25 protein-coding genes and 1 tRNA gene are annotated in these 21486 nt (G+C 38.7%); 13 read left to right on the top strand and 13 right to left on the bottom strand.

Annotated features, from left to right (window positions below; translation table 11 throughout):
• Positions 1-6: 6 nt before the first annotated feature.
• The gene (gene acpS, locus FGG15_RS11490; RefSeq protein ID WP_138836337.1) at positions 7-381 is read left to right on the top strand and encodes a holo-ACP synthase; all 375 of its coding nucleotides are present in this window, start codon (positions 7-9) and stop codon (positions 379-381) included.
• Here the strand turns inward: acpS and FGG15_RS11495 are convergent.
• The 7 genes from FGG15_RS11495 to FGG15_RS11525 all read right to left on the bottom strand — a co-directional run bounded on the left by FGG15_RS11495 (position 365) and on the right by FGG15_RS11525 (position 5333).
• On the bottom strand, positions 365-1354 hold the full coding sequence (locus FGG15_RS11495) for a nucleotide kinase domain-containing protein (protein WP_138836339.1): 990 nt from the start codon (positions 1352-1354) through the stop codon (positions 365-367). The two genes, acpS and FGG15_RS11495, sit on opposite strands and share 17 nt — an antisense overlap.
• Before the next feature lie 69 nt (positions 1355-1423).
• Complete coding sequence (locus FGG15_RS11500) at positions 1424-1987, bottom strand: nucleotide pyrophosphohydrolase (RefSeq protein ID WP_237561812.1); 564 nt, start codon at positions 1985-1987, stop codon at positions 1424-1426.
• Entirely contained in the window at positions 1980-2891 is a 912-nt protein-coding gene (locus tag FGG15_RS11505) for a dCTP deaminase (protein ID WP_138836341.1), read from the bottom strand. The genes FGG15_RS11500 and FGG15_RS11505 overlap by 8 nt, the downstream gene beginning before the upstream one ends.
• A 420-nt stretch (positions 2892-3311) precedes the next feature.
• Positions 3312-3776, bottom strand: coding sequence for a DUF6730 family protein (locus FGG15_RS11510; RefSeq protein ID WP_138836344.1), 465 nt, complete (start codon positions 3774-3776; stop codon positions 3312-3314).
• 12 nt (positions 3777-3788) lie between these two features.
• Positions 3789-4652: a relaxase/mobilization nuclease domain-containing protein gene (locus tag FGG15_RS11515; RefSeq protein ID WP_138836345.1), complete on the bottom strand. Its 864-nt coding sequence runs from the start codon at positions 4650-4652 to the stop codon at positions 3789-3791.
• Positions 4649-4945 carry a mobilization protein MbpA gene (mbpA, locus tag FGG15_RS11520; RefSeq protein ID WP_138836347.1) on the bottom strand — a complete coding sequence of 99 codons (297 nt, stop codon included), beginning with the start codon at positions 4943-4945 and terminating at the stop codon, positions 4649-4651. Before mbpA ends, FGG15_RS11515 begins: the two co-directional genes overlap by 4 nt.
• An 85-nt stretch (positions 4946-5030) precedes the next feature.
• On the bottom strand, positions 5031-5333 hold the full coding sequence (locus FGG15_RS11525; RefSeq protein WP_138836349.1) for a helix-turn-helix transcriptional regulator: 303 nt from the start codon (positions 5331-5333) through the stop codon (positions 5031-5033).
• Between the two features lie 363 nt (positions 5334-5696).
• Here FGG15_RS11525 and FGG15_RS11530 point away from each other — a divergent pair, with 363 nt between their 5' ends.
• On the top strand, positions 5697-7721 hold the full coding sequence (locus tag FGG15_RS11530; RefSeq protein WP_138836351.1) for a hypothetical protein: 2025 nt from the start codon (positions 5697-5699) through the stop codon (positions 7719-7721).
• 123 nt (positions 7722-7844) lie between these two features.
• On the opposite strand, the gene FGG15_RS11535 is transcribed toward FGG15_RS11530, so the two are convergent.
• Together FGG15_RS11535 and rseP are read right to left on the bottom strand one after the other, a co-directional pair.
• Positions 7845-7918 (bottom strand) — tRNA-Asn (locus tag FGG15_RS11535).
• 173 nt (positions 7919-8091) lie between these two features.
• A complete protein-coding gene (gene rseP / locus FGG15_RS11540) occupies positions 8092-9426 on the bottom strand; it encodes an RIP metalloprotease RseP (RefSeq protein WP_138836353.1) in 1335 nt (444 codons plus the stop codon).
• A 152-nt stretch (positions 9427-9578) separates the two neighbouring features.
• On the opposite strand from rseP, the gene FGG15_RS11545 reads away from it, so the two are divergent.
• The 9 genes from FGG15_RS11545 (at position 9579) to FGG15_RS11580 (ending at position 16495) form a co-directional block, all read left to right on the top strand.
• Positions 9579-10253 (top strand): SCO family protein, encoded by a 675-nt coding sequence (locus FGG15_RS11545; protein ID WP_138836355.1) that lies wholly within the window; start codon positions 9579-9581, stop codon positions 10251-10253.
• A 91-nt stretch (positions 10254-10344) separates the two neighbouring features.
• The gene (locus FGG15_RS11550; RefSeq protein ID WP_138836357.1) at positions 10345-10587 is read left to right on the top strand and encodes a FeoA family protein; all 243 of its coding nucleotides are present in this window, start codon (positions 10345-10347) and stop codon (positions 10585-10587) included.
• On the top strand, positions 10584-12809 hold the full coding sequence (gene feoB, locus FGG15_RS11555; RefSeq protein WP_138836359.1) for a ferrous iron transport protein B: 2226 nt from the start codon (positions 10584-10586) through the stop codon (positions 12807-12809). The genes FGG15_RS11550 and feoB overlap by 4 nt, the downstream gene beginning before the upstream one ends.
• Positions 12809-12958 carry a hypothetical protein gene (locus FGG15_RS20195; RefSeq protein WP_202619551.1) on the top strand — a complete coding sequence of 50 codons (150 nt, stop codon included), beginning with the start codon at positions 12809-12811 and terminating at the stop codon, positions 12956-12958. The genes feoB and FGG15_RS20195 overlap by 1 nt, the downstream gene beginning before the upstream one ends.
• 137 nt (positions 12959-13095) lie before the next feature.
• Positions 13096-13620 (top strand): RNA polymerase sigma factor, encoded by a 525-nt coding sequence (locus tag FGG15_RS11560; RefSeq protein ID WP_138836361.1) that lies wholly within the window; start codon positions 13096-13098, stop codon positions 13618-13620.
• A gap of 6 nt (positions 13621-13626) precedes the next feature.
• Positions 13627-14421, top strand: a complete 795-nt coding sequence (locus tag FGG15_RS11565) for a zf-HC2 domain-containing protein (RefSeq protein ID WP_138838260.1) — start codon at positions 13627-13629, stop codon at positions 14419-14421.
• A 44-nt stretch (positions 14422-14465) separates the two neighbouring features.
• Positions 14466-15218: a DUF4097 family beta strand repeat-containing protein gene (locus FGG15_RS11570; protein ID WP_138836363.1), complete on the top strand. Its 753-nt coding sequence runs from the start codon at positions 14466-14468 to the stop codon at positions 15216-15218.
• 38 nt (positions 15219-15256) lie between these two features.
• On the top strand, positions 15257-15970 hold the full coding sequence (locus FGG15_RS11575; RefSeq protein ID WP_138836365.1) for a DUF4097 family beta strand repeat-containing protein: 714 nt from the start codon (positions 15257-15259) through the stop codon (positions 15968-15970).
• 3 nt (positions 15971-15973) lie between these two features.
• Positions 15974-16495 carry a nuclear transport factor 2 family protein gene (locus FGG15_RS11580; protein ID WP_138836367.1) on the top strand — a complete coding sequence of 174 codons (522 nt, stop codon included), beginning with the start codon at positions 15974-15976 and terminating at the stop codon, positions 16493-16495.
• A 4-nt stretch (positions 16496-16499) separates the two neighbouring features.
• On the opposite strand, the gene FGG15_RS11585 is transcribed toward FGG15_RS11580, so the two are convergent.
• The 4 genes from FGG15_RS11585 to FGG15_RS11600 are packed head-to-tail and all read right to left on the bottom strand — an operon-like array spanning position 16500 to position 19808.
• On the bottom strand, positions 16500-16892 hold the full coding sequence (locus FGG15_RS11585) for a DUF423 domain-containing protein (protein WP_138836369.1): 393 nt from the start codon (positions 16890-16892) through the stop codon (positions 16500-16502).
• Positions 16893-16903: 11 nt separating this feature from the next.
• On the bottom strand, positions 16904-17335 hold the full coding sequence (locus FGG15_RS11590) for a DUF2141 domain-containing protein (protein WP_202619552.1): 432 nt from the start codon (positions 17333-17335) through the stop codon (positions 16904-16906).
• A gap of 9 nt (positions 17336-17344) precedes the next feature.
• On the bottom strand, positions 17345-17776 hold the full coding sequence (locus FGG15_RS11595; protein WP_138836373.1) for a hypothetical protein: 432 nt from the start codon (positions 17774-17776) through the stop codon (positions 17345-17347).
• A complete protein-coding gene (locus FGG15_RS11600) occupies positions 17769-19808 on the bottom strand; it encodes a S9 family peptidase (protein WP_138836375.1) in 2040 nt (679 codons plus the stop codon). The genes FGG15_RS11595 and FGG15_RS11600 overlap by 8 nt, the downstream gene beginning before the upstream one ends.
• Positions 19809-19908: 100 nt before the next feature.
• Between FGG15_RS11600 and FGG15_RS11605 the strand changes: the two genes are divergently transcribed.
• The gene (locus tag FGG15_RS11605; protein WP_138836377.1) at positions 19909-20289 is read left to right on the top strand and encodes a hypothetical protein; all 381 of its coding nucleotides are present in this window, start codon (positions 19909-19911) and stop codon (positions 20287-20289) included.
• Between the two features lie 30 nt (positions 20290-20319).
• Positions 20320-21426, top strand: a complete 1107-nt coding sequence (locus FGG15_RS11610) for a helix-turn-helix domain-containing protein (protein WP_138836378.1) — start codon at positions 20320-20322, stop codon at positions 21424-21426.
• Positions 21427-21486 lie beyond the last annotated feature (60 nt).

The following is a 21486-nucleotide window of genomic DNA, read 5'->3' on the forward strand; positions in this document are numbered from 1 at the left end:
ACAATTATGATTATAGGTGTTGGTTGTGATATCACAGATTTCAGCATAGCAGAGAAGCTCGGCTGGAATTCAAATCAAAAGATATTGAACAGGATTTTTTCTAAACGAGAAATAGAGAGCTATCATAAGCTAGGTAAATTAACGTACTTGACCGGAAGATTTGCTGTCAAGGAGTCCGTTTTGAAGTGTCTTGGAACTGGCATGTATGATGGGATATCCTTAAATGAAATAGAAATTATTCAACAAAAAAGTGGGAAACCACAAATTATACTAAAAGGAGAAGTAAAAAAATTATCACTCGATTTGGGTATAAATAAATGGTTTGTCAGCATTACACATTCTTCGAATTGTTCAATGGCCTATGTTATAGCTGAGAGCTAGTACCGATTTCGTCATTTATACCCCATTTTGGAGGATACCAGTAGCTTATGGGGCTATTTTTTGGCTTAAACATTTGTTTTATTCTTTTTCGACCAGACAGTCCTTCTATTTCTGGATGGGCTACCCTAGAATATTTATCTACTTCACAAAAAAGATTTTGACAGTCTATTAGCTGTAGTCTTCTTCCCCATAGATTTTTAAAGTCCAACTCCAATCTTTCAAATTCAATTTCTTGTCTGTCGGTCACAAATTTTATTAAATCAGCTTCGTTATATTCACCAAATTCTGAAAAACACTTTATGATTCCATCCAATGCACCAGGGCCCGGTTGCACAAAATCCATTTCATCAAAATCACAGATTTGACTGTAATTTATATCGATACTGTATTGGTATGCCAAAAAATCACCAATCGTTGGATAAGATTTTAACAGCTTAAAAAGATCACTCATATTTACACATGAAATTATCTTTTCAACCAAATTATCTTTAATCATAAAATCAATTAGACTAAGATGATTTCTATGCTTTTTTGAATATCCGAAAAAACTTCTGCCTGAAGTCATTATATATGCTCCTGAATAAATGGAAGTTCCAGAATCCATGAGTTCAGTCAAAACCCTATCGTATAAATCAAAATTATAAGTGGCATATTCTATTCTTCCGATTCGTTTTTCCAAAAGTTCCCACGTCTCTATTTTGTTAAAAGTTTTAAAAATTAAAATCCTGAATACGACTTCTTCTGGATTCTGGGAATGATTATAAATTATATTTTTGATTAAGTATTGACTTACTCTATCGGAGGCCCTATAAGCATTTGTAAACTTATAATCTAATAGAATTTTATCATTAGTTAAGATTTCTCTTTCATTAATTCTATTAAAAAAAATGTTTTGTCTCTCTGTTGCAAACTTCCAATATGTATCATACACCACAGAAGTTTTGGGCAATTTTTTCTTAATTAATAACTCCAAATTACGTTTGTGTAAAAAAAACTAGCATCAGGCTAGTTTATATGCTTCTTGATTTTCGCTTGAAATAGTTTAAGGCATAAATACAGTTTCCCTGTTGTAAGCATCAAATCTAATCTTCCCTCCCCTATTTTCAACAAGTTTGCTGAAAAGTTGATATCCTTTTAAAATTGCATATTCCCATTCTCTTTCAGTTTTAGTTCTTACTTCGAATGGTTCAGTCATTTGCTTTATGATTTTGAGTATGGCTTTACTGACTTTTTTTTCTTTAAAGTAATTTGTTCGCTTGGCTTCGTTAAACAAAATTAAAGATATGGCTTCCTCAGTAATTGTAGCTCTTGCACCATCTTCATACGCGTCGATAATAGGTATGCTCTTTCTTTTTCTTTTTAGCATCGCTCTAGTGCAAGGAGACCAATCGAGCAAAGTAGCAAAAGTATAGTGGAAAACGTCATGATATCTGTAGAAATCCTTTTCATAGGAGTTGTCATCTATCACATCACCTATTTGAATATCATCTACGGTAATTCTTACCGATTCATTCTTTTTTTCTTTAAAATGAACGACAAAAGATTTAGGTAATTTTTCGTTTTTTGAAAAATTATACGGAGCGGATATGTCATTATCTTTATTCACTTCTGTCCTTATTTACTCTTATTTCATCAAATTTTATTCCTATTATACTATCAATTTTTTGATTTAGAATACTATCCAAGTTCTTGCCTACATCAGCATTTTTCTTTGCAACATCTAAGTCGATTTCATTCCTGATAACACTATCAACATTCATATTTGCCAAGATATTTTTAATTTCTTTAGGAGCCTGGGTGTTCTTTATCTCTTCTCTTAACGCATTGTCCTTTTTATTTTTGTTCAACCAAATTCCAATATTTAAAGTTAATAAAAGTCCAATAACTATGCCTGAAATCCATCTAACATTTAACCAAAAACCATTTCTCTGAATTCTATTTAATTCAATTGCTGTTGCATTCTCATCGATAAGATTCTTAAGTGTATTTCTATCCAAAAGATCTCCTTGAATCTTCATTATATCATCTGGAGTAATTGATGATTGATTCTTATGAGAACCATTATATTCTTGCTGTTTGTTCAGCTTTGAAGTAAGTTGACTTATCCATAAAACAAAATAGGGAGAACCTTTCTCTAAAATAATACTCTTCGATCCCGCATTGTATACCGAGAACTTTAGTTTTCCCTGAAAACCTGGATCCACATGAAATCCTGAGATATTTACCAATCCCTTAAACTTAAATCCAAACTTTAATGATATAAAGCCTATATATTCCGCAGGAATTTTTACAATTTCATCCGTTATCAGTATGGCAAATTGCCCAGGCTTTAATTCAAACTGAGGTTTCTCGTCGTACAATATAGTTTTTACACTATCATTATTCGTGTAAACTTCATTCCCTAGTGTCAGCTCATATGAAGCATTTTGCAAATTGTCTTCAGAAAATTTATTTTCTGAGATACACGTTTTCAATAACTTTTTTAATTCTTCGTTTGCTAGAAATGCCATGATTATACCAAATACATTAATCCATCTAAACAACGGCAAAAAAATCAGGTTTAACTCAATCTTATTAAACTAATTATCAACATGATAATTAACAAAAAGACAAGTTCCTTTATAACCCTGATGTATTTTCAAATAACAATTCGCTCAATATTTTAAATTAAAAGCTTTCTTAATAGATTTTTTCAGTTCAATTACAATTTAAGCTCATTTGCTATTATTAATTACTATGATATCCTGCATAATTTATTCTGGCACTTAAAAGAGAGTATTGGAGAAGCTTAAAGTTGGGGCACAAGAAAATATTGGGTTTTCACTTTTCATCCCCCAAAATCTTACCTTTAAACTTTGCGCGTGGATCCTATTTCGATTTTATAGCGTGCAGGCAGCTAAGAGTAAAGTAAAATCGAAATAGGGCGCAACCTACTTTTGTATTTGGTATTTGGTCTCTTCCGACAACCAGTTTTTATAATCCTTTGCGGCTCCTGGGTGTGCCTTAAAGAAAAGCTGTATGTGATGCATGGTATCATTCTTACCTTTTTGATATTCCCTTGATTGAAGTTCATTGTTGTTGATTTGAAAAATGGCATAGCCCAATACCACCATAGTAATCGTTAACGAAATACAGAACAGACCCAATAACCATTTAGGAGTCAGTTTCGCTCTGTTCACTTTTTTTACCAACTCTACTATGGTCGTCCTTTGATTTCTAAAATGGTCGTTTTGATCTTGTTTTAATCTTGATACTTCTTCGCGAATTCTTGCTATGTTGGTTTGGAGCTGTGAGCTGTTCAATTCCTTGGTCAATTGCTCAATTTTATTGACGGTATTATTAAACCCTTCCAATTCTTCGGTCAGTACCGCCGTAATCTCATCTAATTTTGCCATTGTTCTTTTGTTTTAAAATCCTATATCCATTCCTTTTTTTAGCGTTTTCTTTATAGCATGTTTTGCTATCTTCAAAGCAAGGTTGGTACTGAGTTCGATCAGCCTTCCAAACAATACGATTGCTTTTCCTTGTTTTAATGTGAGACTTTGGGTTGTGTTCTTCGAAAGCTCCAAGGCCAGTTTGCCTCCTGACATGGAACGATGTACTTCGCTTCCTTTTAAGTTGTATCCTTGGTACTCGAATCGAAAGCCTTGCAGTTTGTTCTGTTTGTTGATACTGGGAATGACCTTTACTCCTTCTCGCTTCATGTGGTGGATGTAATGGTCAAAGTTCTGGGGCCGATGTTCTTGCAGCACTTTTTGGTGGATGTTCTTTATTTGTTGGCGAATTTGTTTTAGCTCGTTTATTTTTTCTTGTTGTACTTCCCTCACGGTTGTCAATCCCATTTCCTTGGCAACTTGTCCTGCTGTGTGTTGGCTTCGCTTTCCGATGTAGCTGTCATTGTAGGCTTTGCCATCAAATCCGATGCGGTTCACATAGAGATGTATATGGATATGCTGTTTGTCTCGATGTACAAAAGCAATGGCCTGTCTGTTTTCCAATTTCATTTTTTGAAGGAACTTTTGGGTAAGTTCGTTGAATTGTTCTTTAGTGAGATGTTTCCCATCCTCAATCGTTGGACTCAGTACGAAACTCAGGGTGTTGTTTTTACATCTGCAGTTTTGGTCTTGGATTATCTTGAACTCTTGGGCAATTTCTTTTGGGGTCTCTCCCATCAGATGTTTTTTGTAAATGATCTCTGCTTCTTTTTCTTGGTTCCATCCGTAGGATATGGAAGCCTTTGTATGCGATATGGACTTTCCTTTCCCAATCATTTCTTGAAATTGTACAAATGGTCTTTGATTTCTTTTGCCAACAGGGTAACTTCTTCGGAAAGTTTTGGGTTTCTTTTTTTGAACATATTACCGATACGGATAAAGTTGTTCTGGTAGCTTATCAACATTTTATACATTGCAATTTGGTCTTCTGTGAGCCGTTCAATTATTCTATCATCAAACGCCGCTCTTCGGCAATACTCGCTAAGAGAAAGTCCTGCATTTCTAGCCTTGACTTTCAGCAATTTCTGCTCAAATATGGTACACCTGAACCTTATGACTTTGCTTTTCATTCTTCCTCCTTTGCGACCTACGGGAGCAAAGCAAGATTGTTTTTGTGGCTACAAAAACACATCTTGAATTGCTTACTCCAACGGGTCAATAGTTATTTTGCGTTTTACTCTTTAGTAGCTTCTTATTGAACTCTTGTTCCAGATATTCATCGGAGAGATTCGGCTTTCCCATAAGCCAAGCATCGATTACATCTTTGTCAAAAAATTTCTGTCTAATGTGTTTGTTGTTACCTGTTGGTATTAATTTTAACTGGGTAAGTTTATAGATTTTGCTTTTAGAGAGTCCTGTATATTTTGCAAGATCATCTACCGTCATTACCTTTTTAGTATTACTCAATAAATATTTGATATCTTCCAACAGCTTTGTAATTCTGTTTTCTTCTTCCATGACCTTCGATTTTTATTGAAATCAAAGTAGCCCACCATATATGGATAGATGAAAATGGAAGAAATTTTAACTTTTCGAATACAGGGTTTTTATCAATAATCAATTAAAACAGGCTTCCATTATCAATACTGTAATCGAAATATCTGCTTAAATGTATTGATAGGCACATTGACCATTACTAGACGGATTCATTTTATCTTATGGAAAAATACTTTACAGCGCTTTAATTCTTATAAGTAATTACTTATATTTTTCTTTATTTTTTCTTATTTTAAAGTTTTCAGAAAGTTTCCCCCAGTTCGTTCCTTAAAAAGACAAAATGCTTAACAATGGAGCGTAGTTCAATCACAAATTGCTCTTATAATGAAAATCCATTCAAATTATGAAGGTTGTATTGGCAAGGGATCATCAGATAATCAACTAGATGTTGAGCTTCCTATTATTTTCAAAAATTTTAAATCTGGTCCAGAAGGACTTGCAAGTATAACTGCTGTTAGCTCAAAAATAAATTCAAAGCAATTCTCAACGGCGACTACAGTTTCAATACATCCATATTCTGCCCATAATGATGGCACTACAATAGCAGGTGAGCCCATACTATCTAGGCCTATTAACTTCCAATCTAATATTAATTCAACTGATAACCTGTTAGTTTTTAAATTTTCAATACAAGCTCCAACGGATTTTGATTATGATTCTCACTTAGAAAATGATAATAATGCGGAATTCGTTCTTGGTTTCAACTTTACTAATTTTCAGAATGTAGAAATATCGATTAGTTGTCAGTTATCAAATAGCCCTAAGCATAAGTTAAAAATAACATCGGTATTTAGAACGAAGAAAAACAAACAAGTACTATTGAACTTAGGTGGGCTAACGCTTCTTTCCATTTTACTAGTTTATTGGAATACTAAATACAATGATGATGTTTATCTATCAGGTACTTGGGATCAAAAAACAATTGCATACATCACTGGTTCTGTCTTGACCTTTTTTGGACTATCCATGCGAAAACTCAAATCCCATTTATTTAATTTTGAAAGTTTAAAATCCTTGATTGAGTATCCTGAATTACACCTAAACCTAGAACTTTATCAAAGTCTAAATACAAAAGCTTGGACCAGAGTCCTCTTAGTTGTTTCTCTTATTATCCTATTCATCGTATCATTTAATTGGTCAGTTGAGGTGCAAAATAAGTCCAACTTCATTATTTACGATGATGATAAGGATTCCATTGTTAATTCGAAAAGCATATATAGTCGTCACATTATACAAAATCCTGAGAGGTTTATATTGATATGTAATGAAACGAATCAACGTATTCCCAATAACCCTTATAAACTTGGTAAGATCAAGCTTAATGGAAAAGTCCAATTTAACTCTTTAGAAGTAAAGTTTTTTGAAGGAAGAAACGTCGATATTCCAGAGGATACTGATAAAAAAAATGTAAATGAATGGGATTTTACTGCTAATCTTTTTGAGCAAGGAATTTCATTAGACAAAATAATCTGCGGAAAATCAAGGGAACTTCCTATGAAAATAGGAAATATTAATATAATCCCAGAGTACGATAAAAGCAATAAACTTAGAATAATAAACTTAAGGCAAAAGCAAGAAATTGAGCTTTCTCAACTAGAGAAAGAAATCAAAAAGTTTAAGACTGAAAACTTCGGCAATAAAACTGCTATTGAAATTTATCGGGATAGAGAGAATATGATTTCCAAGTTGGAGACTAAATTAAAAGAAAAGATTGGCAATAACATCGTAAGGTATGAGGACATCAATCATATAACTATTTCAATGCTTGACGAAGTTTTAGACAAGGATCATAAAAAGAGAGCAATAGAGCGCAATGTATTATTAAGTGCTTTTTGGAAGGCGACAAAAGATGCAAGAAAGAGAACACCTTACGGCAACGAAATAGAAGCAATTTGTGACAATGCCAAAAGACTGTTTGAAAAAGATTTTGGTACCGAATCTAATCGATCTATTGCCGAATTTTTGTTAGAAGTATACAGATTGAATTCGGGTACCTCAGAAGCTCCCCATAACTATATTGTCAAATACTGGATAAATAGACCTTCAAAAACAGCAGAAGACCTTAAAAATGAAATTAATGATAAGATGTTACATTATTTGGCCATTCTAGCTCTTAAGGGAGAAGAAAATCTTGAGAAAGTTCTAGAGTTTTTTAATAGCAATTTTGCTAATATTACTGAATACAATGGAAGACAAAGAAATATTTATAAATTAATTTTAGAAGATCGGGAATTAAAAAATAGCGGAAGTCTTGTCTGGAATGAAAGTAAAAAAAATAAGCTTAAAGAAATAATAGAGAAACTACTTCAAACTGCCTCAAACAACGAAAAAAAGCGTACTCCGACCTAAGAAAATATGTTGTTTCAGCGGCAAGCTTCTTTTTATTTTCAAAAAACATAATTGTTGTACCTATGTTGTGCCTATAAAAAGAAAAAAGCCTCTCGATTTCTCGAAAGGCCTTTGTTTACTAAGCTCCCCCTCTTGGGCTCGAACCAAGGACCCTCTGATTAACAGTCAGATGCTCTAACCAACTGAGCTAAGGAGGAAAATCAATAAATACAGCCAAGTTTTAATCTTACATCTTTACCTCAAATCTGCCGGAAAAACTAAAAGCTCAGTTCTGAGCCCTGACTGCCGGCAGGCAGGTAAGGAGGAATATTTTTACCTTAAGCGGGTGCAAATATAGCAGTTTCTTTAAAACGCCACAAGCAATTTATAGCTAAATAAATCTTTTGATAATATTCCAGATATCATTGCCAAAGATAACCACCATCAATCCCATCAAAATCACAAATCCTACAATCTGACCCCGTTCCAAAACCTTTTGGCTAGGTGGTCTTCCGCTGATCATTTCATACAATAAGAACATCACATGGCCGCCATCCAAGGCAGGAATGGGCAATACATTAATAAATGCCAACCAAACGGAGAACATGGCCATAAAGCTCCAGAAGAAGCCCCAATCCCAGCTCGTGGGCATCAACTCCACAATACCAATAGGTCCTTTGACTTGCTTGTATCCCTGAATGATAGGATTAAAAATCAGTTTAAACTGCTTTACCTGTCTTACCAACACATTGATGGTCTCCATAAATCCACGAGGAATGGCAGAAGCAAAACTGAATTCCTTGGTAATGGACAACTGCTCTGTAGCCAAATTTCTATCTGGAGCAATACCAACAGGCAAACTATCAGGCACTTGTACGTTAAGATTCATCAACCGGCCATCCCGACTGATCTCGACATCCAAAGTACCTCCTCGGTTCCCATTGATTTGGGTAGTAACCTCATCCCAAAAGTTTAGCGACTGACCATTGATTTTTTCCAGCTTGTCCCCAACCAGGATACCTGCCTCTTTGGCTTGGGAACTATCAGACACATGTCCAATCACCAAGGTTGGATATCTTGGTACGATAAATTGACGTCCTCTACTTTCCAGGGCGGCTTTTTTTCCTTCATCGCTAAGTGGAACCGTCATTTCCTGCCCGTCACGCAACACCTTGATCTCATCCCCAAACAGAATATCCATGGATAGGTACCGGTCCAGTTTTTCAACCTTTTTCCCGTCTATCTCAAGAATTTTATCTCCTGTTTTGAGTCCAATCTTTTCGCTCACAGGATCCACATGCAATCCGTGCTCAATCTTGTTTACGGGAATAAAAGTCTCCCCGTTACTGGCAAACATTGCGGTGTAAATGACCCAAGCCAAAAGAAAGTTCACCGTAACCCCGCCCAACATAATAATCAATCGTTGCCAAGCTGGCTTGCTACGGAATTCCCATGGTTTGGGCTCTTCCTTCATTTGTTCGGTGTCCATGCTCTCATCGATCATCCCGGCTATTTTTACATAGCCTCCCAGCGGTAGCCACCCAACACCATATACTGTCTCCCCTATCTTCTTTTTGAACAAGGAAAATTTGACATCAAAAAAGAGGTAGAACTTCTCCACCTTGGTCTTAAAATATTTTGCCGGGAGAAAATGTCCCAATTCGTGCAAAATCACCAAAACAGAGATGATCACTATAAACATTACGATCTGTGTGAAAAGATCCATTAGCTTCTATATCTTATATTAAGCCCACAAAAGTACGCTTTTAGCCCTTTTATAAAAAGATGATTTTGGGCAATGACCGTATTTAAGAAAGATTTAGGAACAAAAACCCTATTTCGCTTGATGATTCCTTGGGTCGAACGTAATTTTGTGCCATGAGGAATTTCTTTTCCAAGTTCAAGTTTTTTGGTGCCGTCCTTTTGGCGCTTTCAGCAGTGATCATTTACCTTTTTTACAATGCGTTACAACCCAAAAAGACGCTTCCAGTGTACCAACCTTCCATGGTGGATCAAGCTTTGGTGGATAGCACTCTGCATTATAAAAAGAAGTATCATACCATTGCCGACTTTGAATTGATTAACCAGAATGGTGAAAAAATCACAGAGGAAGTTTATAAGGATAAAATATATGTGGCTGATTTTTTCTTCACCACCTGCCCCACTATCTGCCCTATAATGACCAAGAACATGGCCGAGATCCAACGCTCCATAATGGACAAGAATGATGTGCTATTACTATCACATTCCGTTACCCCCGCCATTGATTCGGTTGCCCAATTAAAGAAATATGCCAAAGAAAAAGGGGTATTAGACCACAAGTGGAATTTGGTCACTGGGGATAAAAAACAGATTTATGAGTTGGCCAGAAAATCCTATTTGGCAGTGAAGACCGATGGGGATGGAGGCCCTTATGATATGATCCATACTGAAAATTTTATCTTGGTGGACAAGGAACGAAGAATCCGAGGATTTTATGACGGAACCAATCGCGAGGAGATTGACCAACTGCTTTCCGATCTTGCCATTTTGGAGTCCAGTTATGCGCAATAAGCACATTCTCCAATTAGTAAAAGTTTGGCAATATTATATGGTCATTTTTGCCTATTTTTGCCCTTACTTAAATTTATTCTAAATAAGATTTGTGGCAACCGTTCTAGATTTAAAACAGGGACAGACCGGAATAATCAAAGAATTTTCCGATTTAACCCTCCCCATTAAACTGTTGGAACTTGGTTGCTTGCCAGGAAACACTGTGGAAGTGGTACAGGTTGCCCCATTAAAAGATCCTATTTACATCAATGTAAACGGAAGTCATATTGCCATTAGACGCTCTCTTGCCCTGCAAATAGAACTTGAAATCGAAGAAGACCCCACCTCCGTATGAGTAAGAGCATCAAAGTTGCGCTGATCGGTAATCCCAATACTGGAAAAACTTCTGTTTTTAATCAACTTACCGGCCTCAAACAAAAAGTGGGTAACTATCCAGGTATTACCGTTGAAAAGAAAGTGGGGGTTTGTAAACTTCCCAGCGGGCAGAAAGCTCAAATCTTGGATCTTCCCGGCACCTATAGCCTAAACACCACTTCTCTGGATGAAAGTGTTGTGGTGGAACTCTTGCTCAACAAAAACGACAAGGACTTCCCAGATGTGGCCGTGGTGGTTAGCGATGTCGAGAACTTGAAGCGAAACTTGCTGCTTTTTACCCAAATCAAAGACCTTCGGATTCCGGCAATTTTGGTCGTCAATATGGCCGATCGGATGTCCAGAAAAGGTATTTCCCTTGATTTGGCCGCCATGGAGCAAAAGTTGGATACCAAGATTGCATTGGTTAGTACTAGAAAGGGCAGGGGCATAGATCATATAAAAGAGCTGATTGAAAATTACAAGTCCCTCCCCAATAAGCCAAATATAGATACATCCCGTATTGCTCCTGAATATTTTAGCCGATTACAGAAGGCTTTCCCTAATGAGGATCTTTACAAGCTTTGGATGGTCATCACCCAGGATGTAAATTTCATGCCCATTGAAAAGAAGCGCATTCAGGATGCCACTTCTTTTTCCACCAAATCCAAAACCGAACTCAAAAAACTACAGCATAGGGAAACGGTTCTGAGATATCAGTTCATTAATAGTGCCCTAAAAGAAACCTACAAGGTGGATTTCAACGCGGCCAAGGGATTACGGGCTTCTCTGGACAAAATCCTGACCCATAAAGTTTTTGGGTACGTAATTTTCTTTGCCATTTTATTACTGATTTTCCAGGCTATTTTTGATTGGAGTACCTACCCCATGGACTTTATTGATGAGCAATTTGCCAATGCTGGGGAGTGGTTAAAGAGCACCTTGCCCTCTGGGGTCTTTACCGATTTATTGGCCGAGGGGATTTTGGCAGGTATTGGTGGCATAGTCATTTTTATCCCGCAAATTGCCTTTTTATTCCTATTTATCTCCCTTTTGGAAGAATCGGGATATATGAGCCGAGTGGTATTTTTAATGGATAAACTTATGCGGCCGTTTGGACTGAGCGGTAAAAGTGTAGTCCCTTTAATTTCTGGTACTGCTTGTGCTATTCCTGCGGTAATGGCTACTAGGACTATAGAAAACTGGAAAGAAAGGTTGATTACCATTTTGGTGACCCCGTTCACCACTTGCTCGGCCAGACTTCCCGTTTACCTTATTCTTATTGCCCTGGTGATTCCCGATGGTAGAATTTTGGGGTTGAGTTACCAAGCCTTGACATTGATGCTATTGTACTTGTTAGGATTTGGAATGGCCATTTTCTCCGCATCCATTTTAAACAAAATCCTAAAGATCCGTAGCCGTTCCCTCTTCATGGTAGAGATGCCCACCTATCGTTTGCCCCTTATCAAGAATGTCGCCTATACGGTACTCGAAAAAACCAAAAGTTTTGTATTTGGTGCAGGTAAAATTATCCTAGCCATCTCCATAATTCTTTGGTTTTTGGGATCTAACGGATCTTCTGAAGACTTTAAAAATGCAGAGGAAGTTGTTTCGCAGAGAATAGAAGCAGAAGGTCTCAGCCCGTATAGTAAAAATTACATCCAGAACAATATCGACAGTTATATCGAAATAAGGAAAATCCAGTCGGGAGAAGTGATGCCCAAAGCATCGCTAGATTCCATACAGCTCTTGACAGCTGATTTGGAGCAGCGTGCAAAAGCCCAGGAAATAGCAAGTCATAAATTGGAGCATTCTTATATTGGCTACGCTGGAAAAGCCATTGAACCTGTTGTAAAACCCTTGGGCTACGATTGGAAAATTGGTATCGCCGTCTTAACCTCCTTTGCAGCCCGTGAAGTGTTTGTAGGAACCCTTGCCACTATATATAGTGTAGGTAGTGATGAGGAAGAAACCATTAAAAATCGGATGGCCGCCGAGCTGGACGAAACGGGTAAAAAACCACTCTTCAATTTGGCCTCAGGCATATCCTTGATGCTTTTTTATGCGTTTGCCATGCAGTGCATGAGTACTTTGGCTATTGTAAAACGAGAGACCAACAGCTGGAAATGGCCCCTGCTTCAACTGGTCTTCATGAGCGTTTTTGCGTATCTTGTGGCATTGACCGCCTTTCAAATCCTTAACTAATGGATCTAGTGCAACATATATTGGTTTATCTCACCTTGGCATTTGCCCTTGGATATTTGGTCTGGAAATTCCTTCTGCCAAAATCTCTGCTTTCTGGCAAAAAAAAGGATTCCAAGTCCTGTGGACAGGACGGTTGCGGTTGCGATTAATTCCTCTTCACCTTTTTTGGTTTTTTAATTCTGGTCTGCATTAGCAGATGATTCTTTTTTGACTTTTTTTTCACTTCCAGTGTAACCTTTCTTAATTTCCTGACTATATAGGATAACTAATCAGCTAAAGAATAGCATTGAAAGCGCTTTCAGATGAAATCATAATGCGAAAAGTCGCCGACGGCAATCTTGATTTGCTCAAGGTTCTTTTTGACCGGCACCACAAGCATGTCTACAACTATCTGTATAAGATGTCTGGAGATGCCATGTTGAGTGAGGATTTAACACAGGATGTTTTTTATAAACTGATAAAATATAGAAGTTCTTATAAAGATGGGGCTTTTGTTTCCTGGCTGTTTAGCATTGCCAGAAACAACCTGAAGACCCACTTTACCAGAAACCACAAATATCATGAACCTGTGGATGTACTGGAATATAAAACGGTTGCCAATGATGCGGAACGGCAGGAGGATTACGGCCAATTGCACAATGCCCTAAACCAACTTAGCCCCCAAGATCGAGAACTAATAGTTTTGAACCGATACAAGGAAATACGCTATGAGGAACTGGCCGAAATTGTAGGCAGTACGCCAGGTGCATTAAAAACCAAAGTAAGTAGAATATTGAAAAAACTCCGGGTCATTTATCTGGAGTCCAATTAGAAAAATATGAAGTCGGAAAAAGATAATTTTATTTCATCCCAATTACCAGCATACCTGGATGGACAGTTGTCTCCCAAGGAAAAGCAACAAGTGGAAGACCATCTTGCTATAAGCGAATCATGCCGAAAAGAATTGGAGGAACTCAGGACGTTGTTCACCGCTTTTAAAGAAGAACAGGTTCAGGTACCATCCGATAAATTAAGGAATCAGTTTAATCAGGTCTTGGAACAAGAAAAGCTTTCCCAATCCAAGGTGGTTCTACTTGAAAACAACAAACGCAGCTGGGCATCCAACTTGCTCAAAATAGCAGCCAGTGTTGCCTTGCTCATCGCCGCTTTTCAAACGGGTAGAATCTTGGAAATGGAAAAATCCAATCAAGATGTAGCTGCCATTCTGGAAGAAAGTCTCCAAATAAAACAAACGGCCATGCTTTCCTTAATGGAAAACCAATCTGCCAGTAAACGGATTCAGGGAGTGAGTTATATCGAGGAATTTCCAAATCCGGATGAGGCAATAGTAGAGGCCTTGGCCAAGCGTTTGTTGCATGACGATAATGATATTGTACGGCTCAATGCCTTTGAGGCGCTCTCCGGTTTTGCTTCGTCAGAGATGGTAAAATCGATTTTTATCGAAACACTGGAAAAAGAGAAAAATCCAAGTATTCAGATTGGCATCATTCAGACTTTGGTGAAAAACCAAGAAAAGAAAGCGGTAGCACCCATGCAAAGATTGTTGGAGCAAGAGGATACCCAACCCTTTGTGAAAAATGAAATCAAATTGGCTTTGCCAAAAATCATATAACAATAACTGCTGAGATAAATCGAAGCATCAAAAAACGAAAAATCATGAGAAAATTATCAATTTTAGTAGTAGCATTAATGATCAGTACCCTGTCCACGGCACAAGGAGATTACAACAAGGCCCTGAGCGGAGTGGAATGGGTGAAAATTGAATCCAAATCGGATATTACCCTTCGCACACAAACTGCCAACGAAATCAGGATTAAGGCAAGTGGAAGCACCAAAGTGTCAGAAAAAGCTAAAGGTCTCCGGCTGGTTGGCGAAGGAGGTTCGGACAATACAGAAGTCGGATTTTATGTGGTTCAGGACGGAAATACTTTGATCGTAAAGAATTTAAGAAGATCGGAAGGAGCCATCATCTATCTTCCCAAAACCCAAAACGTTTCCGTAAAAAGTACTTGGAGCGGGGATATTGAAATTGACGGCTTTTCCGGGGAAGTGGAGGCCAATGCCCAATTGAATGGAAGTATTGAAATTTCCAATGTCAACGGACCGGTTACTGCAAACGCACTGAACGGTGGAATCACAGTGGACTTTGCTACGGTAAAACAAGACACCCCTATTTCCATCTATACCACCAACGATGATGTGGATGTGACCCTTCCCGCCAATACTCCTGCGGATTTGCAACTTGGAACCGTCAATGGGGACATTTACACCAACTTTGAACTCGAACGGGAGGAGAAGAACGGATTAACCTCCATTTCTGACCGAAAAGTAAGGGCTGCCATCAACAATGGCGGGGTGAAGATTTCCCTAAAATCCACCAACGGGAACATTTACCTAAGAAAGCAGTAGGCAACTTTAAGTTTATTCATCTCAAAAAACAATACATCATGAAAAATTTAGCAGTACTGCTGGTGATGGGCCTTATGGGCCTATCACTTAGCGCTCAAAAAGTCATAGAAAAGAACATCAATTACAACAATCAGGTAATCGATGTGGATGTGAAATTTGCTTCGGATATTGAAGTCAAGACTTGGGATAAATCTACTGTTTATTTTAAGGCGACACTTCGCACCAAAGAAGGCAAGTATTTAGATCTTTATAAACTGGACATAGATGAGGGTCAAGGCTATATTGGTATTGAATCTAATGCAGAAGCAGTATTTAAGGCATTTCATGACGAGTGGGAAAAAACTCGTCCCGCGGGGGAGCACAGCTACTATCATACCAGCGATATGTACACCTTTAATTATGTGCTTTATGTGCCAAAAAACGCCGACTTTACCGTTAGCAGCATTAATGGGCATCTTAAAGCCCAAGTAATTGAAGGGGATTTTACCGCGGATTTGATCAATGGCAATATAGACATCGCCCAGTACAAGGGCAATATGGATTTAAAGACCATCAACGGAGAAATTGATTTGGCGATGAGGGATTCACATCTTACTGCGGAAACCATTCACGGACTAATTTATGCTGATGAAAAACTGGACTTAAAAGTAACTGACAGACATGTGGGCCAAAAAGTGGAAGGAAGTTTTGACAATGCCACCTATCGGTTGAAACTGAACACCATTAATGGGAACATGTATCTACGACTTTAAGGTATGAAACCATTCTATTTTTTTGGATTGGCAACTTTGATCCTTTCGAGTTGTATGAATGAAAAGTCGTTTAATGCCGATGCTGACACAAGGATAAAGGATTCTTTGGGCCTGACCCAAATGATTGCTCTTCGGGAGGAGGCCATGATAGCGAAGGATGTGGCCTTGGTCATGCCCCAGTTTGCTGATGATGCCACCTGGATAAACTCCCAAGGATATTTTTTTGAAGGAAAAAAGGAATTGGAAAGGTTTCATTTAATGTTTGCCAAAAATGACTCCTTGGACTATTACTATGAAATTGGGGAACCTAAAATCCGTTTGTTGGATGACAACAGTGCCCTCGCCTACTATTCTTGGAAGATGTTTTGGTTCAAAAAAGAGCATCCAGCTGATACTACCTACAAGGAAATTGGATTAATGACCCTAAGTGCGCAAAAAGAGAATGACCAATGGAAATGGGTGGCCGTTACCAATCAGCATACTCCATGGTTTTATGGTAAAATAGAACCCGTTCAGATTGATTGACCGCTTACAACATAGACGACACAAACGAATAGAGCAAAAGAGCCCATCCTGCAACCAAGAGCAGACCTCCCAAGGGGGTAATGGGGCCCAAAAAGCGTAGTTTTTTTCCGCCTGCTGCACTCATGCACAATCCATAAATGCTAAAGGAAAAAAGTAAGGTTCCAAAAACGAAACAATTGACGATATAGCTGTCCAGTGCATTGTCAAAACCAAGGTTAAAGGCAAGAACCAATAACACAATGGCATGATACATTTGATATTTGACCCCGGTCTCGAAGCTATGCAGCTGATCAGGGGTCAATTTCTTTTTTAGGGCATGAGCTCCGAAAGCACCTAGAACGACAGCCAAAAGCCCATAAAAGCCTCCCATGAACTGGGCCAATAGAATTGTTTCCATACGGAAAGTTACTAAAAAGTAATGCTGATGGCCTTATCCCCTTTAACCTTAAAACAGCAATCACGGTATGATGGCGGCCCAAAGGTTTTCATCTTAGCCTTTGAGAAGGCCACTTTTTCTGTAGGAATTCCAAGCCAATTTTTATCCAGTTTATCGTTGCCGTTCTCATCATGAAAAATGGCAAGGGCATACTCCCCTTCTGGAATGTTTTCCAGTTTCAGATTCACTTTTCCCTTTTTGGCTTCTACGCTGCTGGCTTTAACAACCCCTTCAAATTTCAAAAAAGTCGTTTCCGAATCATACACGGCGATATTGACCTTGCCTTCAGCTGAAGGAATATTCGAAACTTCTACAGAAATAGTATTCTGGGCAATCATGGTCATCGGAATCATGGTTAAAAAAAACCACAACAGTCTCTTGGAAAAGGTTTGGGTCAAATACATATTATCCGATCAATTTGGTTTATTGGATTGCTCTACCTGAAGCTGCAAATTTTCAAAGAAGTTCTGAGTCTGCAAACTATCCTTAAAATTGATAAATAACAACAAGGAATCATGGTGTACCAATTTTACTTTTTGCTGCGCTAAATCATCCACAAAAAAATGCACTTTGGAATCCGTGATAGAATCGATAAAAACTCCTTTTTCCGCTACCATCCAAGAAAATCCGCTGGAACGTTCCAATTCCGGAACCTTTTCCACCATCTTAAGGCTGTCGATCTCATTTAGAGGAATTCTTTGGTAATAGATGCCGGACATAATCTTTAGTTCGCCTTCTTCTATTTTATGCCAGTTTTTATAATGAGCCAAAAAGGCCAAAAAGCATAGGACAAGGGTAAGGACGATCAATACGTTCCACAGCCAATGCCTCTTCTTTTTACTCATTTTCTTTATCGGTTCTATACGTATCAAACCAAGCAACGGTATGGGCAATCTTGGTTATCAAATTACTCGGTTTGCTGGCAATGCCATGACTGGCGCCCGGTATTTCCACCAGTACCGTCTCAATCTTTCTAAGTTTAAGCGCATGGTACAACTGCTTTGCCTCGCTTGGTGGAGTTCTTAAATCGTTCATTCCCACCATCACCATGGTTGGGGTCTCTATATTACCAACGAGCGAGATGGGCGAAAATTTCCAATACCCCTCAAAATTTTCCCAAGGTTGTCCGGGATATCTATGCTCCGCATAGTAAAAATAATTGTCGGCCACCAAGGTTTTGCTGATCCAGTTCATTACCGGTTTGGCCACTACCGCTGCCTCAAAACGATTGTTTTTCCCAATCATCCAGGCCGACATGATACCTCCAGCACTACCACCAGTTACAAACAACTGGTCTTCCTGGGCTATGCCCATTCCTACACAATGATCAACTCCGTCCATTACATCATTGTAGTCCTCTCCTGGATAGTTGTTGAACAATAGATTTCCAAATTCCTCTCCGTAACTGGTACTCCCCCTGGGATTGGGATAAAACACAATATAGCCAGCAGATGCATACAACTGCATTTCCGCGGAAAAGCGGTCTCCATAGTTCAAAATGGGGCCTCCATGGTTCTCTACCATAAAAGGATATTTTTTGGAGGCATCATAGTTGGGAGGGTATACCACCCAGCCTTGAATGTCGCGTCCATCCACCGAAGATTTGTACCACACTTCTTCTACCTTGCCCAATTCACGGTAGTTGAGCAAACTTTTACTCAGACCTGTGATTTTGATAGGGTTCTTCCCCTTTGGTCTGAGCACAGTCAACTCCGCAGGATAATTAGGTCTGGATTGGGTGTACACTATAGTCCCATTTTTAGAGGTGCTAAAGGACCCACTGGGATAAGGTCGGCCCAAGGTGGTTCCACCTACATTGTCCAAAATTTTGGACGTGCTCCCATTTAGTGAAACAAGTCCAACTTTTCCATTTCCTTTGTCATCATAGGCAACGTACAATCCGTCTCCTTTGGAATTCCATTGAATGTCGGAAATGGTTCGGTCCAACCCTTCGGAAATCACTCTTTTTCCGCTTCCATCCACATTCATGAGGTGCACTTTTCTGATTTGATACGCCTGTACCTTATCTTCAAAACCCAGATATGCTATTAACTTCCCATCTGGGGAAACTTTTGGGTCATAATCCGGCCCATTTCTATCGGTCAGGGCTTCTATATTCCCATTTTGAACATTAACAGCGTAAATCTCACTGTTTCTAAAACGATATTCCCAATCTTCAACCCTGTTCGCAGAAAAATAGATTTTACTCCCATTCTTGGCCCAAGAAAGTGTTCCTCTGTGATGCCAGTTCCCAGCAGTGATTTGCCTTGGCGCACCTCCGTCTGCTGGAATTGTGAAAATATGATTGAACCCTGGTTTGATATACCCTCTCCCATCGGCTTCATGATATACCCTATCCGTAATTCTTGGTTTCTCTGCCCATTTAGCGCCCTTGGGTTTTTTTGGCATTTTGGCAATCACGGGTGGAGCTTCTGGTACATTCATGGAAAAAGCCAATTGCTTCCCATCAGGAGACCAGGTAAGGGAACTAGGACTAAAGGGCAGCTGCGTTAATTTGGCCACCTTTCCAGAGGCCACCCAATACATGAAAATCTCCGAGCCCTCAGCCGTGCTGCTGGAAAACACAATCCGATCACCGGATGGCGACCATTTGGGACTGCTCTCATTGACTTCATTGGAGGTGAGTTTTTGATGTTGACTGCCATCAGTGCGAATCAACCAAAGATTTCCTTTGGAACCATCCTTCATGATATCATATCCCATTCTTCGGTAAACCACCCATTCACCATCGGGTGAAATCTGTGGATCCGATGCATATTGCAAATCAAAGACATCTAAATAGGAAAAATGTTGTTTTTGGGAGGTTGATAACTGTAAAGCTCCGAAGGTAAAAAGGAGCAAAAGAAATCGCTTCATAAGTTCAAAATTTGTAGCTTTAAAGGTAGCGAAAAGAAGTGGTCAAGCTGACCCGGCCCTTAGTAAATTTTTAAATCCAACGGCTCCCTCAACCAACCTCGTGGAGACTGTTGCCCATCATTTGGTTTGTTTTATGTTTTATTTGGTCATCACTACCTCCATTCAATCCTGGTACGAGGGTTTTTACGCGGCCGCTCTAGGCTTGAGCGTCCTGGTTGGCATATTTTACATAGTCACTTATGGCTATCGATTTATAAAGTCAAGCATTGAAAACAGGGCTGCCAAACAAGGAATTCACTGCAAAGTGCTCTTGCAGAGAACCCAAACCATATGGTATTCTCAACCCAAGCAAGTCACCAAAAAACAACGGGTCTATTTTGAGCTCCTGCTGTTTTTGCATGTTTTTGGCCTCATTTTAACCGGGATATTATGGCTGGGACTAATGGTGGGCTTGGCCATGTACCTTCAAATCTTTTCATAACTTCACTCAAAGTGACCATAACCCATTGCATTGCAATTAGAACTTACCATTATCCAATTGATTACCATTTGTGCCGTTGCCAACGGCTTGGTATTTGGATTTTTGGTCTTGGAAAAAAGGGAAAATAGATATGCCAACCGCTTCCTTTCCCTGACCATTATTTGCCTGTGTCTGACTTTTACACCATATATGCTAGATCCCTCTATTTGGCATTCACATAGATGGTTGGCCTGGTTGCCATTTTCTTTATCTTATTGGATTGGACCTTCATTTTATTTTTATGTAAAAAACCTTACACAGTCCGGATTCCGTTTTAGCTCCAAGCAGCTTTGGCATTTTAGCCCAATTGTGCTCAATTATTTGCACAGCATTTATCACCTCATATACTCCGGAAACCATCACCCATACTATTTGTTTCACCTTACTGCTGAATTGTTTGAATCCTTGGCCATAATTTCCATATTATTTTACATGATGCTCTCCATGGGGATTATCAACAGCTACCAGCGAAACCTTCTTGAGAATGTGTCCAATACCCATAAAATTGATCTACAATGGGCCAAGCATGTTGTGGTCGTAATCATTGGTTCTTTTGCAATTATTCTGGTTTTTCTTGCTGTAAGTACTGGTATTAGTGGTATGGTGTTCTTTGATCAGTGGAACGAATATAGAAATGTTGTACTATTGTTATATGCCTGCGTGCTGTATTGGCTAAGTATCCATGGTTATCTTCAAACGCAAACTTTGCAATTGCTGCCGGTTGTAAATAATGTCCAGGAAATTCCTAATGAAGAATCGGCCAAAATAATCCGACAACTGGATGAAGCAATGCAAAATCAGAAATTATTCAAAAATCCAGAACTGAGTTTGATGGATCTTAGCAGAACGGTTGGACTTCCCGGAAGAACTATTTCAGAAGCCATCAACAGCAGTCTCAACAAAAATTTCTTCCAGTATATAAACGGATATCGGGTGAATGAAGTCCAAGAAAAGCTGAAAGACCCAAAAAATTCTCGCCTAAAAATCATGAGTCTGGCCTACGATTCGGGTTTCAATTCAAAGGCCAGTTTTAATAGGATATTCAAATCCACAACTGGTATGACACCCAAGGAATACAAAATGAAAAATTCTTCATAAAAACAGGTTTTGATACTTGAAAGCGGAAATTGAGACCTCTGTAAAGAGGCTGCTTTTTAC

Source organism: Flagellimonas algicola (assembly GCF_005937185.1).
Lineage (GTDB): Bacteria > Bacteroidota > Bacteroidia > Flavobacteriales > Flavobacteriaceae > Flagellimonas > Flagellimonas algicola.

Excerpts from the sequence above, each read along its gene's own strand:
- FGG15_RS11570 (WP_138836363.1), top strand. The coding sequence starts at position 14,466 with ATGAGAAAATTATCAATTTTAGTAGTAGCATTAATGATCAGTACCCTG.
- FGG15_RS20195 (WP_202619551.1), top strand. The coding sequence starts at position 12,809 with ATGGATCTAGTGCAACATATATTGGTTTATCTCACCTTGGCATTTGCC.
- FGG15_RS11515 (WP_138836345.1), bottom strand. The coding sequence starts at position 4,652 with ATGATTGGGAAAGGAAAGTCCATATCGCATACAAAGGCTTCCATATCC.
- FGG15_RS11525 (WP_138836349.1), bottom strand. The coding sequence starts at position 5,333 with ATGGAAGAAGAAAACAGAATTACAAAGCTGTTGGAAGATATCAAATAT.
- FGG15_RS11585 (WP_138836369.1), bottom strand. The coding sequence starts at position 16,892 with ATGGAAACAATTCTATTGGCCCAGTTCATGGGAGGCTTTTATGGGCTT.
- FGG15_RS11565 (WP_138838260.1), top strand. The coding sequence starts at position 13,627 with ATGAAGTCGGAAAAAGATAATTTTATTTCATCCCAATTACCAGCATAC.
- feoB (WP_138836359.1), top strand. The coding sequence starts at position 10,584 with ATGAGTAAGAGCATCAAAGTTGCGCTGATCGGTAATCCCAATACTGGA.
- FGG15_RS11545 (WP_138836355.1), top strand. The coding sequence starts at position 9,579 with ATGAGGAATTTCTTTTCCAAGTTCAAGTTTTTTGGTGCCGTCCTTTTG.
- FGG15_RS11580 (WP_138836367.1), top strand. The coding sequence starts at position 15,974 with ATGAAACCATTCTATTTTTTTGGATTGGCAACTTTGATCCTTTCGAGT.
- FGG15_RS11600 (WP_138836375.1), bottom strand. The coding sequence starts at position 19,808 with ATGAAGCGATTTCTTTTGCTCCTTTTTACCTTCGGAGCTTTACAGTTA.
- FGG15_RS11505 (WP_138836341.1), bottom strand. The coding sequence starts at position 2,891 with ATGGCATTTCTAGCAAACGAAGAATTAAAAAAGTTATTGAAAACGTGT.
- FGG15_RS11575 (WP_138836365.1), top strand. The coding sequence starts at position 15,257 with ATGAAAAATTTAGCAGTACTGCTGGTGATGGGCCTTATGGGCCTATCA.
- FGG15_RS11590 (WP_202619552.1), bottom strand. The coding sequence starts at position 17,335 with ATGTATTTGACCCAAACCTTTTCCAAGAGACTGTTGTGGTTTTTTTTA.
- FGG15_RS11510 (WP_138836344.1), bottom strand. The coding sequence starts at position 3,776 with ATGGCAAAATTAGATGAGATTACGGCGGTACTGACCGAAGAATTGGAA.
- FGG15_RS11595 (WP_138836373.1), bottom strand. The coding sequence starts at position 17,776 with ATGAGTAAAAAGAAGAGGCATTGGCTGTGGAACGTATTGATCGTCCTT.
- FGG15_RS11530 (WP_138836351.1), top strand. The coding sequence starts at position 5,697 with ATGAAAATCCATTCAAATTATGAAGGTTGTATTGGCAAGGGATCATCA.
- mbpA (WP_138836347.1), bottom strand. The coding sequence starts at position 4,945 with ATGAAAAGCAAAGTCATAAGGTTCAGGTGTACCATATTTGAGCAGAAA.
- rseP (WP_138836353.1), bottom strand. The coding sequence starts at position 9,426 with ATGGATCTTTTCACACAGATCGTAATGTTTATAGTGATCATCTCTGTT.
- acpS (WP_138836337.1), top strand. The coding sequence starts at position 7 with ATGATTATAGGTGTTGGTTGTGATATCACAGATTTCAGCATAGCAGAG.